This is a genomic window from Stenotrophomonas maltophilia (assembly GCF_039555535.1).
In the GTDB taxonomy this organism is placed as follows: domain Bacteria; phylum Pseudomonadota; class Gammaproteobacteria; order Xanthomonadales; family Xanthomonadaceae; genus Stenotrophomonas; species Stenotrophomonas maltophilia_Q.
Map to the genome: position 1 here is coordinate 505,822 of NZ_CP154630.1, position 17,200 is coordinate 523,021.

The window sequence follows — 17,200 nt, forward strand, 5'->3', positions numbered from 1 at the left end:
GGCGCTGTACGCGTGGTGTAGAGCCGAGCCCATGCTCGGCTGCAATTGGCGCAGCCGAGCATGGGCTCGGCTCTACACAAAAGCCGCTCAGCGCGAGGTCGAGGTACTGACCAGTTCGTAGCGCTCGATCCGGCCGACGCGTGCAACTTCGGCCTGCACGTCGGCGCGTTGCTTGAGCGCACGCCAGGCCGCATCGATCTTCACGTCGCCCGGCAATGACGGATAGGTGCGCATGTCCTGCAGGCTGGCCAGCGTCTCGCCACGGTCGGTGGGGGAGCGCAGCTGTTCGATCAGCACCGCTGCTGCGCCGTCCAGGTTGTCTTCGTCCAGCAGCATCTCGCGATGGAACAGGCGCGCGTCGTCGCGCTGGGCGAGGATCACCGAGCGTGCGGCTTCCATTGCCTGGGCATCGCCGCGTTCGCGGGCGGCAGCGAACTGCACCAGGGCTTGTGCGGCTTTGCCGTAGGCGCCGAGACCGGGGAGGTCCTTCACGGCCTGCGCTGCATCCTGCATACGTCCCAGCGAAGTGAACACGAAGCCGACATTCAGCCGGTGCTCGATGTCGTCCGGGCCGAGTGCGCCGATGCGGGCCGCCTGTTGCGCCGCCGCCAGGGCATCGTCGGTGCGGCCCAACCGGCGCAACGCGGTGAACCGGCTGTTGAGCAGCCACGCCACCCACTCGGCTTCCTCCGCCGACGGCGATTCACCTTCGGCGGCCGCACGGGCCATGCCGTCGGTCAGTGCCAGCACTTCTTCATTGCGGTCCAGCATCAGCAGCGTGACGCTGAACTGGGCCATGCGCGCGTCCAGCTTGCGATCAAGCAGGCCGGACACCCGCAGGTCGTCCAGGTGCTTCTGCGCGACCTGTACCGGGTCGAAGCGCGGATCGGCACGGTCGACATAGCGGTCGAAGCGCTTGTCGCTGCGCAGCTGGATGATCTCGGCCGGGCTGTCGATGCGGGCCAGCGTGGCCGGGATCGCATCGCCGCGGCCGTTCTCGGCCTGCAGCGTGGCCAGCGCCAGCCACAGTCCGGCCGGCTCCAAGCCACCGCTCTTCCAGCCGTTGTCGAACAGCGCCTGCAGCAGGTCCATGCGCTGTCGTGGCTGATCGTGCAGGCGATACTGCAGGTAGCCGATCGTCTGGTGATCGAGTGGCACGGGCCCGTCGGCATGTTTCAGCGCCTGCACCAGATAGCGGGTGGCCGCCGCAGGCTGGTTCTCGGACAGCTCCACCGACATCACGGTGAGCAGGATCTGCGTATCGTCGGGCAACGCTTCCATCGCCCGCTGCAGATAACGGCGGGCCTGGGCCGGCTTCTTCTGCACCAGTGCGGTCCAGCCGGCCACCTGCGAGGCGCGGCCCCGTCGCTCGGCGTCGAAGTCGTCCAGCAGCGGATCCTCCATCAGCTGTTCCATGGCAATCAGCGCGCCCAGCGTGTTGCCGCTGCGCGACTGCTGGATCGCCTCATCCCAGCGCGTGGCGTAGGCCATGTGTACCGCGTCGCTGGTAACCGACGGCTTCTGGGGTGCCACCGTGATCGAGGCGGACACGGGCGTGCTGGCCAGCGTGGCGATCAGCAGGGCGGCGAGGGGGAGCGTGCGGGGCATGGAGGATCTCCATCCGTGGGAACCGCATTGAACCTGCTGTGGCCGGCGAGAACAAGCGCGATGGATGGAACTCTGGCGTTTGACCGCACGATTGGCCATGGCGATTCGTGCGTTCAGCGTCTATTGTCGGTGCCTCTTCAGACAGCAGCAGGCAGCGCAGCACGATGGCACGGTGGCAATGGATGGCGGCAGGCGTAGCGTTGGCGACGGTAGTGGCATTGGCCGCAACCTGGTGGGAGACACCGCTGCATACGCTGGCTGAACCGGCGAGTCCGGTTCCAACGCCGTTGGCGTGGACCGCGCAGATCGAACCGCTGGCCGGCGATGGCCACCCGGGCGACCGCGATGGCGCGTCCGCGCAGGCACGCTTTGCCGATCCGTACGCGTTGCTGCGCAGTGCCGATGGCAGCATCTACTTCACCGATGCCGGTGACAACAACCGGATCCGCCGCCGCCTGCCCGATGGCCGCGTCGAAACCGTAGCGGGGCAGGGCGAGGGACGCGTTGATGGCCCGGCGTTGCAGGCCAGCTTCAATACACCTTCGGGCATCGCGGCCGATGCGCAGGGCAACCTGTACGTGGCCGACACCGGCAACCATGCGATCCGCCGCATCGGCACCGATGGCCAGGTCAGCACGCTGGCCGGTGGTGAACAGGGCTATGCCGATGGAGTGGCCGCGCAGGCACGCTTCGATGCACCGATGGGCATCGCGGTGGACGCGCAGGGCCAGGTCTACGTGGCCGATACCTACAACGACCGTATCCGGGTGATCGGTACCGACGGCACGGTGCGCACCCTGGCCGGTGGCGAGCGCCCGGGAATGGCCGATGGCACCGGCGCCGCTGCGCGCTTCGATACGCCGGTGGCGTTGGCCTTCGATGCGCAGGGCGCGCTGCTGGTGGCCGACCTGTTCAACAATGCGGTGCGCCGCGTCGGTGCCGATGGCACGGTCAGCACCGTGGTGGGTGGTGGTGGCGTGATCAACGGGCCGCTGTCGTTGGCCACCACCCACGATGGCGTGCTGTACGTGGGCGACATGGATGGCCGCATCGTGCAGGTGACGCCGCAGGGCCATCAGATCGCGCTGGTCGGCAACGGTCGACTGCCACGCCTGGCCCGCCCCAGTGGGCTGGCGATGGACGCCGACGGCAGCGTGCTGGTGGCCGACGCGACGGCCTATCGCCTGCACCGCCTGCGCCCGCTACCGGTGGGGGAACTGCCGGCGCCGGCGCCGGCGCTGGTCGGCCCGGCCGCCGATGCCGCGCTGCCCGATACCGGCGGACGCTGGCCGCTGGCGCCGCAGCAGGGCTGGCACGAAGTGGTCGGCACGCTCGGCGAAGTGCGCGGAAACTTCAAGGGCGAGAGTCGCCATCACCTGCACGGGGGCTTCGACGTGCGCGGTGATGTGGGCCAGACCGTGCTGGCGATCGCCGATGGCAAGATCAGCAGCCCGATGGCGGCCTGGAGTCTGGGTGAACAGGCCGAGGGCCTGGCGGTGGACCGCCTCAAGTACATCCACATGCGGGTGGGCCGCACCCCACGCAATGAACCGTTCGATGCGCGCTGGCAGGCGCTGTACGACGAACAGGGCAGGCTGGAGCGGATGCGCGTGCGGCGTGGTATGCGCATCCACGTCGGTGACCGCCTGGGCAGCATCAACAACCAGGCGCACGTGCACCTGGCCGTCGGCACCGGAGGTTTCGAGACCAATGCCGTGGCACTGGGCTTCCACAACTACGCCGACCACTTCGCACCGCGCATCACCGATGTGGCGCTGCTGGACGACAACGACCAGCCAATGGCCGCAGGCAGCGAAGGCGTGGTGATGGTGGCGCGCCAGGGACGCGGTGTGCAGATCGTGGTGGAGGCCTGGGACCAGGTCGACAACAACCTGTCGCGCCGCCGCCTGGGCATGTACCAGGTGGGCTACCAGATCCTGGATGCCAGTGGCCGGGCGCTGCAGGGCTACGAACAGCCACGCTGGAACATCGTGTTCAACCGCATGCCGCCGCAGAAGGAAGCGGTGCGGGTGGCCTATGCCCCCGACAGCGGCATCACCGTGCACGGCAGTGCGGTGACCCGTTTCCGTTACCTGGCCACCAACACCGTGCGTGACGGCCTGATGGAAACCGGGCGCTGGCAGCCGGCGGCGCTGCCGCCGGGCGAGTACATCGTGCGCGCCAGCGTGCGCGACTACAGCGGCAACGAAGGCGTAGGCCCGCGCGAGATCAGGGTACGGCTGCTGCCATAGCGGCAGCCGGGGCGCCGCAGCGTTCGCGCTCGGCGTCCATGTCTTCCAGCGGCCGCACTTCGATGCTGCCGAAGCGTGCCCATGGGAAGTCGCGGGCGATGCGCATGGCTTCGTCGCGGTCGCGGGCGACGATCAGGTTGAAGCCTGCCAGCAGTTCGCGGGTTTCGGCGAACGGGCCATCCAGTACACGGCTGTGGCCATCGCGCACGCGCAGGGTCTGTGCGGTATCGACCGGCTGCAGTTTCTGCGCTACCAGCAGCGTGCCCTCGGCCTGCAGCTTGTCGGCGTGCGCCAGGCAGTCGCGCATCAGCGCGTTGAATTCTTCGGTGGGCAGGGCCTGCAGCAGGGCAGGCTCGATATAGATCAGAAGCAGGTACTGCTGCATGGCACGGTCCTGGCGGGGGCGGGGTGCCCATGATGGCGCAGGTCTGCGCGTGGGCATGTTGCAGCGCGGGAGGCGCGCCTTCGGCGGGGATCGGCGAACGGCGGAGCCCCTCCGTGGTGGGGTTGGGTTGGTCGCTGAAAGCTGGGTTTCTGGTGATTGGCCGGGTGGGTAGGCGGGTCGGGGGACGCCGTAAACCCGTCCTTGGGGGCTTGGCCGCGGCTTGCTCGTGTGCGCTGTCCTGCGCACACGGCAAGACCGGGGTTGGGCATCGTGCCCAACCCGCCCGAGGCATGCCTCGGGCCCATGCCGGGGACACCCCCGCCCCGCCTACCCACCCGGCCTTGGACAGATCTCTGCGGCTGACCCACCACGGGAAATCACAAGCAAGAGCAAAAGCGGGTCGCTTCGCTCACAAAGCCGAGGCCGCCAGCCATCCGCCGTTGCTGTTGCTTTTGCCTCTGCCTTTTTTCTTGATCTTCCCGTGGTGCGTGCCGGAGGCAGGAAACTGTCCAAGGTCGGGTGGGGAGGCAGGGCAGGGGCGTGAGCCGCATGGATGCGGCGACCGAGCTTACATGGACGTACTTGCAGCGTCCCCTGCCCTGCCTCCCCACCCGGCCAAACCCATGAACCCGGGCTTTCAGCGACCAACCCACCCCACCACGGAGGGGCTCCGCCGTTCGCCGACCTCCGCCGAAGGCGCGCTTTCCACGGAAGAAATAATTTTTAGAGGACGTGTCGATTTCCAGCCCCCTGGTTCGTTGTACCCAGTGAAGGGCACGCACCACGCGTCCCCACGGGAGACTGCAATGAAAGTAATGGTGATCGTGAAGGCCAACGCCGACTCCGAAGCCGGCCGCATGCCCAGCGAACAGGAACTGTCCGAAATGGGCGCCTTCAACGAACAACTCGTGGCCGCCGGCATCATGCTGGCCGGGGAAGGCCTGCACGCCACCCAGCGCGGTCGCCGCATTCATTTCGGCAACGGCGCACCCAGGGTCGAGGCTGGCCCGTTCGGCCCCGCCAGCGAGCAGATCGCCGGATTCTGGCTGTGGGACGTGCGCTCGCTGGAGGAGGCCGTCGAGTGGGCCAGCCGCGCGCCGTTCGGTAGCGGGGGCACGCTGGAACTGCGCCCCCTGATCACCGCCGAAGACTTCGGTGAAGCCTTCACCCCCGGCTTACAGCAGCAGGAACAGCGTCTGCGTGCACAGCTGGAAGGTTGATCCGATCCATTTCCCCGCCGGGCATGGCCCGGCGCTGCCACCCTGAAACCCTCAACGGAGTAGTGCCATGAAACTGATTCCCTTCCTCGGCTTCAGCGGCCAGGCCCACGATGCGATGGCGTTCTACGCCAAGGCACTCGGCGGCCAGGTCACGTCGGAAATGAAGTACCGCGACATGCCGCCCTCCGATGGTTCGCCGGGCTGCAACGAGATGCCGTCGGAAACCCTCGACCACGTCGCGCACAGCCAGCTGGAGATCGGCAACGCCATCCTGATGGCCGCCGATGGCCCCGGCGGTGGCGAGGGGAGCTCGACCACCATCAATGTCGATGTCGACAGCATCGAGGAAGCCGAGCGCGTGTTCGCCGCGCTGGCCGAAGGCGGCCAGGTGCAGATGCCGATCGCCGAAACGTTCTGGGCGCACCGCTGGGGCATGTTGATCGATCGCTACGGCAAGCCGTGGATGGTCAACTGCATGAAACAGCCCTGATCCCTCTTTTCTTCATCCACAAGGAGCTTCACCGATGAGTACACCGCAACCGCAGATGATCTTCGTCAACCTGCCAGTGCAGGACTTGGAGAAGTCGAAGGCGTTCTTCACCGCGTTGGGATACAGCTTCAATCCAACCTACACCAATGACGATGCGGCCGGCATGGTCATCAGCGAGAGCATCTACGTGATGCTGCTGACCCAACCTTTTTTCCAGCAGTTCACCAACAAGCCGATTGCCGATGCGCACACCCACACGGAAGTGATCAATGCGCTCTCGGCACCCAGTCGCAAGGCCGTTGACGAGTTGGTGGACAATGCACTGGCCGCCGGCGCCAGCGAGCCGCAGCCGGCGCGCGACCTGGGCTTCATGTACCAGCGCGGCTTCCAGGATCTGGACGGCCATCTCTGGGAAATCGCACACATGGAAGGCGAGCCGGGCTGACGGTCGCTGCAGGGAGAACCCTCATGGCTTACGTGGATGCTTACGTGCTGCCGTGCCCGCAGGACAAGGTGGCGGCTTACCGCCGCCTTGCCCGCAAGGCCGGCGCGGTGTGGAAGGACCATGGCGCGCTGCAGTACATGGAGTGCGTGGCTGACGACGTGGAACCGGGCAAGAGCACCTCGTTCCCGCGCGCGGTGAAGGCCAGGCCCGGTGAAACAGTGATCGTCGCCTTCGTGGTGTTCCGCTCGCGTGCGGCACGCGACCGCATCAATGCCAGGGTGATGGCCGACCCACGGTTGGCGTCGCTGGGCCCGAAGGACATGCCGTTCGATACCAGGCGCATGTTCTGGGGCGGCTTCAAGCCGATTGTGGAAGCGTGAGTTGCGGCGCTTGTGCGGGCCGGGCGTGCGTGCTGTGATCGGCGCATGCTCGATCCCGCACTGACGCAGCGTCTGGAGACCCTCTGGCGGATGGAGTCGCCGGTGTTGATCGCGCGCCTGGCGCGGCTGCTCGGGGGCGATGTCGGCCGTGCCGAGGAGCTTGCCCAGGACACCTGGCTGGCCGCGCTGGAGCGCTGGCCGGAGCAGGGCATCCCGGACAATCCCGGAGCCTGGCTGATGACCACTGCGCGCAACCGTGCCATCGATGTGCTGCGCCAGCACCAGCGCGTGGCGCAGCAGCATGCGCAATGGGGCGAGGAACTGCATCCGGCACCCCTGCCAGCGCCGGATGACAGCCAGGCGCTGGAAGATGACCTGGGTGACGACCTGCTGCGCCTGATGTTCGTGGCCTGCCACCCGGTGCTGCCGGCCGATGCGCGCGTGGCACTGACCCTGCGCCTGCTCGGTGGCCTGACCACCACCGAGATCGCGCGCGGCTTCCTGCAGCCCGAGCCGACCATCGCCCAGCGCATCGTGCGTGCCAAGCGCACCCTGGCGCAGAAGCAGGTGCCCTATGAAGTGCCGCGCGCGGAAGCGATGCCCGAGCGGCTGGCTTCAGTGCTGGAGGCGATCTACCTGGTCTTCAATGAAGGCTATGCGGCCAGCGCCGGCGATGACTGGATGCGACCGGCGTTGTGCGAGGAAGCGCTGCGGCTGGCGCGCATCCTGGCACATCGGCTGCCGGTGCCGCCGGTTCTGGGCCTGCTGGCGCTGATGGAACTGCAGGCATCGCGCGCTGCGGCACGGACCGACGCGCAGGGCGCGCCGGTGCTGCTGGACCAGCAGAACCGAGCCCGTTGGGACTGGTTGCAGATCGAGCGCGGGCAGCAGGTGCTGGCGCGCGCGCTGGCGGCCGGTGGCGACGACGATCCCTACGTGCTGCAAGCGCGCATTGCCGCCTGCCATGCGGCTGCGCGTCGGGCTGAAGCCACCGACTGGCCGCGTATCGCTTCGCTCTATACCCAGTTGCTGCAGGTGATGCCTTCGCCGGTTGTCGCATTGAACCGGGTCGTGGCGGTGCTGCGCAGCGAGGGCGCGTTCGCTGCATGGGTACAACTGCAGCCGCTGCTGGTTGATGCACGCCTGGGCGACTATGCCCCTTTGCAGGTAGTGCGCGGGGAGGTACTACAGGCGCTGGGGCGTGACCTCGATGCACGTCACGCTTTTGCCGAAGCCGCCAGACTCAGCCAGAACCAGGCGGAGCGGGGCCTGCTGCGGCAACGGGCCGGGCTGCCAGCCCAGGAGTGACTGCGACGAACGCAGCACTTGTCGGCAGGCGCGTGAGCGGCTATGTTTCGCGCCCAGTGGACGCATGAGCGTCCACCTTCCGTGCGTATTGACCGAGGAGCGGTTGGATGTATTCAAGGACGAAGAGCGCATCGCGCGCTTTTGCGCGCCTGCTTGCCTGTGTCCTGTGCCTGGCCGTATGGCCGATCGCCACCCAGGCGGCAGACAGATCGCAGCAGGCCTACTGGGCCGGTTTTGCCTATACCGCTGATGCCGCTGCCGTGCAGGCGACCACACCGCATGCGCATGCCGTGCTGGAAAAGCGCGGCCTGATCCCGCTGAACCAGACCTTGGCGCAGGCGCTCAAGCGCCGGCCGCCGGCGAACCTGGAACTGATCGACCAGCCGGTGGCGATGCTCGACGGCACCACCAGCGCGACTGTGCTGGCCGCCGCGCTGGACCGCGAGCTGGTTTCGGTCGAGCCGATCGGCAACCAGTACAAGGTGCTGGTGGAAGTGGCCCTGCAGGCGCTGTTCTTCGATTTCCGCGAGCGCCAGGTGATTGCGTCCTATCCGCTGACCCTGCAGCGCATCGACGTGCAGGATTACCGTCCTGACAACGACGATATCGACACGATCGTCGCCGATCTGCTGTACGGCAGCGCCGATACCAGCCTGTCGCAGGTTCTGGCCGCCAGTCTCGCCCAGGCCAAGCTGCCCGATGCCGCCGTGCGTCGCCTGCAGGTCGGTGGCGTAACCCTGTCCGACGCGGTCCGCGCCAAGCTGCCTGACCCGAAGTGGGAAACGCCGCTGCGCGCCACGCTGGCCCATGAACTGTCCAAGACGCTGTCGTCCAATACCGGCGTCGGCCTGCTGCCGCCGGCCTCGGGCCAGGCGATCGGTGGTGCGATGGCCGCGCGCTTTGCCGACGGCAAGGTCTACCAGCTGAAGATTCCCGAGCCGGACTACGTCATCAGCGTGCAGGTCGATGCGCTGAAGAACGGCGTGATTGAAGAAACCCCGGCGATGAAGACGATGCTGTTCGGCGCCTTCTTCACCGCGAAGGTGACCGAGCCGTTCTCCGGCAAGGTCTATTTCGAACAGCCGCTGCGCAAGGGGGCCACCAAGGTGGTACCGGTCACGCAGTGGCAGGTCGACCAGTGGTCGGCCAGCTACGAAACCCTGCTGGCCGGCTTCGACGCCTTCGCCGGCGCCGCCGCCAAGCGCGCCGATTCGCGTGCTTGGCTGGACGAACAGAAGCCGGGCGGCCGCCCGTTGCAGCAGCAGACCCAAGCCCTCCAGGAGTTGATCAAGTCATGTCGTTGATGCGTACCATCCTGCTCATCCTCATCGCCCTGGTGGTGGCCTCGCCGGTCGCCGCGCAGACCGCCAGCTCGCGTGGTACCGGTTCGGCCAGCTATGGCCTGCGCCTGAGCGCCGATACCCGCGCCCAGGCCCTGAACAAGGCCAAGGTCAATGCATTGGAGGCGTACATCGCTGAAACCGGTGCGGCCAAGCTGCGCCTGTTCGAAGACCGCCGCGCCGAGTTCATCGGCGAGATCGACCGCTATGTGCTCAGCGCCGTGCCGCTGTCGGACACCGAAGACAAGAAGGCCAAGACCTACACCGTCACCGTCCGCGCCGAGATCAACACCACGTTGCTGCAGACCAAGCTGGACGCGGGTTCGGCCGTGGCCGGTGCCACCGCCGCGCAGCGCTCGCTGCTGACCTTCCTGTTCATGGCACGCTCGCAGGACACCGTGCAGTCGTTCCAGGACAAGGAATACCGCCGCGTCGACGCCAGCAGCAGCTACAGCGAGAACACCCGTGAAGGCGACAGCTTCCGCGGCAACTCGGTCAGCACCAACGGCAGCATCAACCAGAACGGTTCGGTGTCGGTCACCAGCGGCGGCAGCACCACCCAGCGCAGCGACAACATCAGCTGGAAGGTGGCCAACGCGGCCGAGGTCAACACTGCGATGACCGGTGCCTTCAGCGCTGCCGGCTACGAAGTGGTTGAAGCCGAGTACGTGGAAGGCGAATCGCGCGGCCTGCTGAGCATCGAGCGCATCCGCAAGGATTTCAGCACCGGCAACGACCTGTCTGCCGCGACCCTGCGTGATACCGCCAACGGCATCCGCGCCGCCAACATCCCGTACATCGCCGTCGGTACCCTCGACGTCGGCATGCGCGACCGCGATCCGGCCAGCGGCAATACCCGCGTGTTCGTCACCGTCACCGGCAAGGTGCTGGACGTGACCGGTCGCTTCCCGCGCACCGTCTCGTCGGTGGGCCCGGTGCAGTTCTCCGGCACCGGCCCGAATGAAACCGTCGCCCGCACCAACGCCCTGCAGCTGGCCGCCGAGAAGGCCGCCCAGCAGATGATCAACGAACTGAACGTCAAGGCAGTCCGCTGACGTTACCGCTGCGCTCGCCGGGCATGGCCCGGCGCTACCGGCTCTGGTGGGTGCCGAGCTTGCTCGGCACTGACTCGCTGCCATCCCCGATCTCGCGTGCCGCGCTGCGGCCGTCTTTCTCATAAAGGAAATCCCATGATCCGCAATACCGCTCTTGTCGTGGCCATCGCTGCCGCCACTCTGTCGATGCCGGCCCACGCTGGCCTGGGCAAGCTGAAGGACCTGGCCGGTGCCGCCACCGGTACCTCCAGCAGCAACGCCTCCAGCGCCGCCGCTCCGGACGAAGCCGCGCAGGAAGCGCTGGTGCGCCGTTTCGTCAGCTCGCAGTCGCACTCGCTGCAGGCCCAGACCTCGTTCGCCCGCGCCTTCGGCCTGGCCGAGCAGGTGCAGCTGCTGGAAGCCGAGCGCCAGGCGCTGTCGTCGGGTTCGGTCAGCGTCGATGCGATGAAGAAGTCGGTGTCGGTCAGCGAAGCTGCGCAGGCCGCGATCAACGAGCGCCAGGCCGCACAGCCGGAACTGAATGCTGAATCCAAGCAGCACTACGCCGAAGGCCTGGTCTCGCTGTTGTCTTCGGCTGCCGAAGCGCAGAAGCTGGGTGGCGAAGCCAGCAACTTCACCGCCGGCATGAAGAACCTGGGCGCGACCCAGATGGCCACCGTCGGCCGCAAGCTGGCCGCCGGTGCATGGGTGGCCAAGGAATCGCCGGGCTTCATCCAGGGCCTGTACGGTTCGACCAAGTCGGCCGTGACCTTTGCAAAGAAGAGCAAGGTGAAGGTGCCGTCCAACGCCGATTCGATGCTCGACTCGATCTGATCCGAGGCGAATCTCCATGCGTACGACAACCCGTTTGATCGGCCTGGGCCTGGCCGCCGCGCTGCTTGCAGCCTGCGGCAAGCAGGACACTCCGGCCGCCGCGCCTGCACCCGCCAAGGACAAGGCAACCAGTGCGCTGGCCAGCAATGCGCCAGTGGAAGCAGCGCCCCTGCGTGGCACGCCGGATTTCGGCGGCACCACCCAGGTTGCGCGTGAAGCCGACGGCATCGGCAGCACCCCGGAACTGGCGGTGCTGGCAGCGCTGCAGTCGGCCGTGGCGCAGGTCAACGGCGTACGCGTGGCCAGCCAGATGCAGAGCCTGCGTGCAGGCCTGCATGTGGATGTGGATGGCGAACACGTCGGCGATATCCGCGCCGACGCGTTCACCCAGCAGATGATCGCCGGCTCGCAGGGCGCGGTGCTGGGCTATGAAATCCTGTCGCAGGATGAAGTGCGGCAGCTGGACGAGGAAACCATCGCCCGCGTGCGCGCCAGCGATGAAGGCTGGAGCTTCAAGGGCTCGGCGTCGGCCAATGCGTCCGGCGAAGCCTCGGCCAAGAGCGGTTCGGCCTCGGCCAGCGTCAGGGAAAGCTACGACGAGAAGGTGAGTGTTGACGCCAAGCGTGGCGCCAGTTCGTTCGATTCCGACGTGACCCATCGCAGCATGCGCAGCTACTGGAAGGTGCGCGTGCGCGCGCAGATCGCCCAGTACCGCGCACCGGACGAGCAGGGCAAGCCCAAGATCGTGGTCGCCCTGCCGCGTACCAAGGCCGGCAGCTACGCCGTGGGCGATGGCCGCGTGGATGTCGATGAAGTGGCCGACGCGATCCGTGCGCGCCTGTCCGACACGCTGACCCAGACCCAGCGCTTCATCGTGCTGGACCGCGAGTTCGGCGACGAACTGCAGGCCGAGATCGACCACATCAACAGCGGCAACGTGCGCCTGCAGGACACCGCACGCGTGGGCCAGCAGCTGGCGACCGACCTGATCCTGATCCCGACCATCGAACGCTTCGAGTACCCGCGCAGCGTGCGCAACCTGCGCATGTCCGACCGCCAGGTGACCTCGTATTCCGGTGGCGGCCGCATCACCCTGCGCCTGATCAACGCCACCACCGGCCAGGTGGTGATGTCCGACAGCTTCGACCACCAGCTGGCCTCGACCGGTCCGAGCACCCTGCCGCGCGTGGTCAACGGTCGCAACATGGCGGCGGCGATGATGGAGTCGCTGTCCGGCCAGATCGGCACCACCATCGTCACCACGCTGTTCCCGGTGTCGGTGGTCTCGGTGGACGGCGACCAGGTGGTACTGAGCCAGGGCGGCGAAACGCTGCAGGCGGGCCAGCGCTGGCAGGCCGTGCGCCTGGGCGAAGAACTGAAGGACCCGCAGACCGGCCGCTCGCTGGGCCGCAGCGAACACCCGTGCTGCACCATCCGCATCGACCGCGTGGCCGCACAGACCTCCTACGGCACCATCGAAGACGGCGTCGACGCGATGCGCGGCGGTTTCCGCCCGGGCCAGATCGAACTGCGCCAGAAGCTGGGCAGCAAGCCGGCTGCAGCCGCCGCAGGCGCGACTGCCTCGGCCGCTCCCGCCGCCGCACGCCCGGCCGCCAAGCCGAAGCCCAAGGCGGCCGCCGCCCCGGCCGAAGACCCGAACTGGTAACAGACTCAAGCAACATACAGATGGGGTCAGAGCCCTTTCCCGCCGGGAAAAGGATCTGACCCCTTCGTGTTTCCGTCCGTGTCGACCAAGGTCGACACCCACCAACAGCAGCAGAAATCTGTCGAAGGCGGGGTGGGTCCGGTTGCGGGGGTGTCTGCGGCATGGATGCCGCGGCCAAGCCCCCATGGATGGGTTTACGGCGTCCCCCGCAATCGGACCCACCCCGCCATCCCACGGGATGCCGCTGTTGCTTTGGCTTTGGCTGCTGCCCTGGCATCGGCGGGTGCAGGGCGCAGCCCTGCCGAATCCCATTACACTCCAGAGGGATTTCCCTGCTGGAGAGAGCAATGAAACGAGTAGCACTGGGCCTGCTGGCCCTGTCAGTGTCGAGCGCACTGATGGCGGCCACCCCGAAATTCGACGGCGCGCGAATCTCCGCCGACGTCAAGGAACTGGCCTCCGACGCCTACGAAGGCCGCTCCCCGGCCACCGCCGGCGAAGAAAAGACCATCGCCTTCCTCAGCAAGCAGTTCGCCGATGCCGGCCTGCAGCCGGGCGGTGACCTCAAGGACGGCAAGCGCCTGTGGACCCAGGCCGTGCCGCTGCGCAAGGGCGACATCGTCGGCGCACCGCAGCTGGCGCTGCACCAGGGCGGCAAGACCGTCCCGCTGGAGCAGGGCAAGCAGATCGCCGTGCGCGCCGCCATGAACGGCGCCAGCAACGTCGACATCAGCAAGGCGCCACTGGTGTTCCTCGGCTACGGCGTGAAGGCGCCGGAGCGCAACTGGGACGACTTCAAGGGCGTGGACCTGAAGGGCAAGATCGCCGTGGTGCTGATCAACGACCCGGACTTCGAGACCGGCCAGGGTGATTTCGACGGCAAGGGCATGACCTATTACGGCCGCTGGACCTACAAGTACGAGGAAGGCGCCCGCCAGGGGGCGCTGGGCGTGCTGATCGTGCACGAGACCGCACCTGCGTCGTATGGCTGGGCCACCGTGGCCGGCTCCAACACCAACACCATGTTCGATGTGGTGCGCGACAACCCGGCGGAAAGCCACCCGCTGCTGGAAGGCTGGATCCAGCGCGACCTGGCGGTGGAGCTGTTCCGCTCGGCCGGGCAGGATTTCGAGGCGCTGAAGAAGAAGGCGCAGCAGCGCGACTTCACCCCGGTGCCGCTGACCGGCGCCAGCCTGGACGCGAAGTATGCGGTGAAGACCGAAGTGATCACCTCGCACAACGTGGCCGCGCGCCTGGAAGGCACCCGCCATCCGGACGAGACCATCATCTACAGCGCGCACTGGGACCACATCGGCGTGGGTGAGCCGGATGCGCGTGGCGACCGCATCTTCAACGGCGCACTGGACAATGCCAGCGGTACCGCTTCGCTGATCGAGCTTGCCCGTGGTTTCGCCAAGGCCAAGCGCCCCGAGCGCTCGGTCCTGTTCCTCGCGGTCACCGCCGAGGAGAAGGGCCTGCTCGGTTCGGAGTATTACGCCACGCACCCGCTGTATCCGCTGGAAAAGACCGTGGCGGTGATCAACATGGACGGCATGGCGCCGTTCGGCCCGTCGCGTGACTTCGGCATCTACGGTGCGGCGCGCTTCGAGCTGCTGGACCAGCTGAAGGACGTGGCCAAGGGCTGGGACATCCGCTACACCCCGGACCCGAAGCCGGAAGCGGGCCTGTTCTTCCGCTCCGATCACTTCCCGTTCGCCAAGCGTGGCGTGCCGGCACTGTCGTGGTCGGCCGGCCAGGACTGGGTGGACGGTGGCGTGGCCGCAGGCAAGAAGGCCTCCGAGGACTACACCGCCAAGCGTTACCACCAGCAGGGCGACGAATGGCAGCCGGACTGGGTGTTCGCCGGTGCCGCCCGCGACCTGGAAGTGCTGTACACGCTGGGCAACCAGCTGGCCAACTCGCGCAGCTGGCCGAACTGGAGCAAGGACGAATCGTTCCGCGCCGTGCGTGACGCCAGCGCCGACCAGCGCAGATAAGGGAAAGCGGGGCGCGCTGCCCCGCCATCCCCGGTAGCGCCGGGCCATGCCCGGCGTTGCACGGAAGGCTTCCATCCCCGCTTTCCGGCCCTTCGTCGCAGCCCGCTTGTTTGCCCGGCGGGCCGCCCTATGCTCGGCTCACCCCCCTTCCTCCAAGGCGCCGCCGTGTTCGCCAGCCTCTCTCTCCTGATCCGCCACCTGCTGGCCTGGGCCGCCGCGCTGGTTGTCGCCGGCATGGTCTGGAGCGGCATCTTCAGTGGCATGAACGATGGCCCGGGCTGGGTGTTCGGCCTGCTGGCGATGTTCCTGATGATTTCTGCGCTGGGCAGCGCGATCACCCATGTGCGGCGTGTCTGGCTGGTGGCCGGCCGGCTGGATTCGACCACGCTCTCGGGCCGCCAGCGCCGCCAGGTGGAACTGCCGATGGATGCCGGCCAGGCCTACGCCGTGGTGGAAGCGGCGATTGCCGAACTTCCGCGCGTGGAGGATGTGGAAAGCTCGGCCGGCAGCCTGCAGGTACGCGCCTACGTGCGCCGGGTCGATCTCTGGAATGGCCGCCAGCCCTCGCGCTGGAACCTGCCGGCGCGGCTGGCGATCAAGCGCAACAGCGTGCTGGCCACGGTCACGCCGGGGCAGGGCACCAGCACTGTCACGCTGTTGTTCGAACCGGACGCTGGCTGGTGGGCCGATCTGCTCGCGCTGGACGAGGGCAGCAACTTCGAGAACGCCGAAGCGGTCACCCGCGCGATCAGCCGCCGCGTGGCCGACCAGCGCCGCGATGAGCAGGCCGCTGCCGAACAGACCCAGGTGGAAAAGGAACTGTCGGTCGCGCGCTTGAACCTGCTGCATGCGCAGGTGGAACCGCATTTCCTCTACAACACGCTGGCCAACGCGCAGGTGCTGACCCGCACCGATCCGGCGCGCGCCGAACAGATGCTTGGCCACCTGATCCAGTACCTGCGCAGCTCGCTGCCGCAGGTGGATGAGTCGGTGTCGACGCTGGGCGTGGAGCTGGAGCGTACGCGCGCCTACCTGGAGATCCTGCGCATCCGCATGGGCGCGCGGCTGGCGGTGGAAGTGCAGGTGCCGAATGAGCTGCATGGCGTGCACCTGCCGGCGATGGCGCTGCAGACGCTGGTGGAGAACGCGATCAAGCACGGCCTGGAACCCAAGCCCGGCGGCGGCACGATCTGGATACTGGCGCGTGGCTTCGATGACCACGTAACGGTGACCGTGGCCGACGATGGCCTCGGCTTCGGCCAGGGCACCAGTGGCACCGGCATCGGCCTGAAGAACCTGCGCGAGCGCCTGCGACTGACCTGCGGCGAGCAGGCCGGCGTGGCGATCGTTGCCAACTTCCCCAGCGGCGTGGCCGCAACCATGACCCTGCCGCAGACACACAAGGAGCGCAGCCATGCCGCTTGAAGCCCTCATTGCCGAAGACGAGGAACTGCTGCGGCAGTCACTGGTGGAACAGCTGCGCCGGTTGTGGCCGGAGCTGAAGCTGGTGGCCGAGTGCGAGGACGGTGCCAGTGCGCTGGAGCAGCTGGCCGAGAAGCAGCCGGATATTGCCTTCCTCGATATCCGCATGCCCGGCATCAGTGGCATCGAAGTTGCGCGTTCGCTGTTCGAGCTGAGCCCGCGCACCCAGGTGGTGTTTGTCACCGCCTACGACCAGTACGCCATCGACGCGTTCGAGCAGGGCGCGATGGATTACCTGCTGAAGCCGGTCAGTGACGAACGCCTGCTGGCCACGCGTGAGCGCATCCTGTCGCGGCTGCCATCGACGCGCCAGGATGACGCCGTGCTTGAACGCCTGCTGCAGCGGCTGGGTCCATCCCAGGGTGCTGCCGAACGCCCGCCGCTGGCCTGGATCACCGCCAGCAACGGCCGCGAGACGCAGTTGATCATGCTGGAGGACGTGGCCTACTTCCGCGCCGACAACAAGTACACCACCGTGGTGACGGCCGCAGGTGAGAGCCTGTTGCGCACACCGTTGCGCGAGCTGCTGGAAGTGCTCGACCCGCAGCACTTCCGCCAGATCCATCGTTCGACCATCGTCAACATGAAGGCGGTGGCGGCGGTCAGCCGCGACGATACCGGGCGTGGCGTGCTGCGGCTGCGAGGCCGCACGGAAACACTGGTGGTCAGCCAACCGTTCATGAGCCTGTTCCGCGGGATGTGATCCACGCAGGCTGCTGAAAGAACAATGCCACCGTGATCGCGCACGGTGGCATTGTG

The 17,200-nt window shown here is 67.3% G+C and carries 15 protein-coding genes; 13 read left to right on the top strand and 2 right to left on the bottom strand.

The window, feature by feature from the left end; translation table 11 throughout:
- Positions 1–87: 87 nt before the first annotated feature.
- The gene (locus AASM09_RS02270) at positions 88–1,608 is read right to left on the bottom strand and encodes a tetratricopeptide repeat protein (protein WP_049428391.1); all 1,521 of its coding nucleotides are present in this window, start codon (positions 1,606–1,608) and stop codon (positions 88–90) included.
- 164 nt (positions 1,609–1,772) lie between these two features.
- Between AASM09_RS02270 and AASM09_RS02275 the strand changes: the two genes are divergently transcribed.
- Positions 1,773–3,860, top strand: coding sequence for a gluconolaconase (locus tag AASM09_RS02275; protein WP_049428389.1), 2,088 nt, complete (start codon positions 1,773–1,775; stop codon positions 3,858–3,860).
- On the opposite strand, the gene AASM09_RS02280 is transcribed toward AASM09_RS02275, so the two are convergent.
- Positions 3,838–4,245, bottom strand: coding sequence for a YciI family protein (locus tag AASM09_RS02280; RefSeq protein WP_049428387.1), 408 nt, complete (start codon positions 4,243–4,245; stop codon positions 3,838–3,840). The two genes, AASM09_RS02275 and AASM09_RS02280, sit on opposite strands and share 23 nt — an antisense overlap.
- 806 nt (positions 4,246–5,051) lie before the next feature.
- On the opposite strand from AASM09_RS02280, the gene AASM09_RS02285 reads away from it, so the two are divergent.
- The 12 genes from AASM09_RS02285 (at position 5,052) to AASM09_RS02340 (ending at position 17,144) form a co-directional block, all read left to right on the top strand.
- A complete protein-coding gene (locus AASM09_RS02285) occupies positions 5,052–5,465 on the top strand; it encodes a YciI family protein (protein ID WP_049426767.1) in 414 nt (137 codons plus the stop codon).
- A gap of 67 nt (positions 5,466–5,532) precedes the next feature.
- On the top strand, positions 5,533–5,955 hold the full coding sequence (locus AASM09_RS02290) for a VOC family protein (protein WP_049426768.1): 423 nt from the start codon (positions 5,533–5,535) through the stop codon (positions 5,953–5,955).
- A 34-nt stretch (positions 5,956–5,989) separates the two neighbouring features.
- Positions 5,990–6,400 carry a VOC family protein gene (locus AASM09_RS02295; protein WP_049426769.1) on the top strand — a complete coding sequence of 137 codons (411 nt, stop codon included), beginning with the start codon at positions 5,990–5,992 and terminating at the stop codon, positions 6,398–6,400.
- A gap of 23 nt (positions 6,401–6,423) precedes the next feature.
- A complete protein-coding gene (locus tag AASM09_RS02300; RefSeq protein WP_049426770.1) occupies positions 6,424–6,780 on the top strand; it encodes a DUF1428 domain-containing protein in 357 nt (118 codons plus the stop codon).
- A 45-nt stretch (positions 6,781–6,825) separates the two neighbouring features.
- Positions 6,826–8,088: an RNA polymerase sigma factor gene (locus tag AASM09_RS02305; RefSeq protein ID WP_049426771.1), complete on the top strand. Its 1,263-nt coding sequence runs from the start codon at positions 6,826–6,828 to the stop codon at positions 8,086–8,088.
- 107 nt (positions 8,089–8,195) lie between these two features.
- Positions 8,196–9,392 (top strand): hypothetical protein, encoded by a 1,197-nt coding sequence (locus AASM09_RS02310; RefSeq protein WP_049426772.1) that lies wholly within the window; start codon positions 8,196–8,198, stop codon positions 9,390–9,392.
- On the top strand, positions 9,383–10,483 hold the full coding sequence (locus AASM09_RS02315) for a hypothetical protein (protein WP_049426773.1): 1,101 nt from the start codon (positions 9,383–9,385) through the stop codon (positions 10,481–10,483). Before AASM09_RS02310 ends, AASM09_RS02315 begins: the two co-directional genes overlap by 10 nt.
- 135 nt (positions 10,484–10,618) lie before the next feature.
- The gene (locus AASM09_RS02320) at positions 10,619–11,296 is read left to right on the top strand and encodes a hypothetical protein (protein WP_049426774.1); all 678 of its coding nucleotides are present in this window, start codon (positions 10,619–10,621) and stop codon (positions 11,294–11,296) included.
- A 16-nt stretch (positions 11,297–11,312) separates the two neighbouring features.
- A complete protein-coding gene (locus tag AASM09_RS02325; protein WP_049426775.1) occupies positions 11,313–12,962 on the top strand; it encodes a CsgG/HfaB family protein in 1,650 nt (549 codons plus the stop codon).
- 347 nt (positions 12,963–13,309) lie between these two features.
- Positions 13,310–14,959, top strand: coding sequence for a M28 family metallopeptidase (locus AASM09_RS02330; RefSeq protein ID WP_100443757.1), 1,650 nt, complete (start codon positions 13,310–13,312; stop codon positions 14,957–14,959).
- Between the two features lie 165 nt (positions 14,960–15,124).
- On the top strand, positions 15,125–16,384 hold the full coding sequence (locus AASM09_RS02335) for a sensor histidine kinase (RefSeq protein ID WP_005407896.1): 1,260 nt from the start codon (positions 15,125–15,127) through the stop codon (positions 16,382–16,384).
- Complete coding sequence (locus AASM09_RS02340) at positions 16,374–17,144, top strand: LytR/AlgR family response regulator transcription factor (protein ID WP_049432371.1); 771 nt, start codon at positions 16,374–16,376, stop codon at positions 17,142–17,144. The genes AASM09_RS02335 and AASM09_RS02340 overlap by 11 nt, the downstream gene beginning before the upstream one ends.
- Positions 17,145–17,200: the final 56 nt, after the last annotated feature.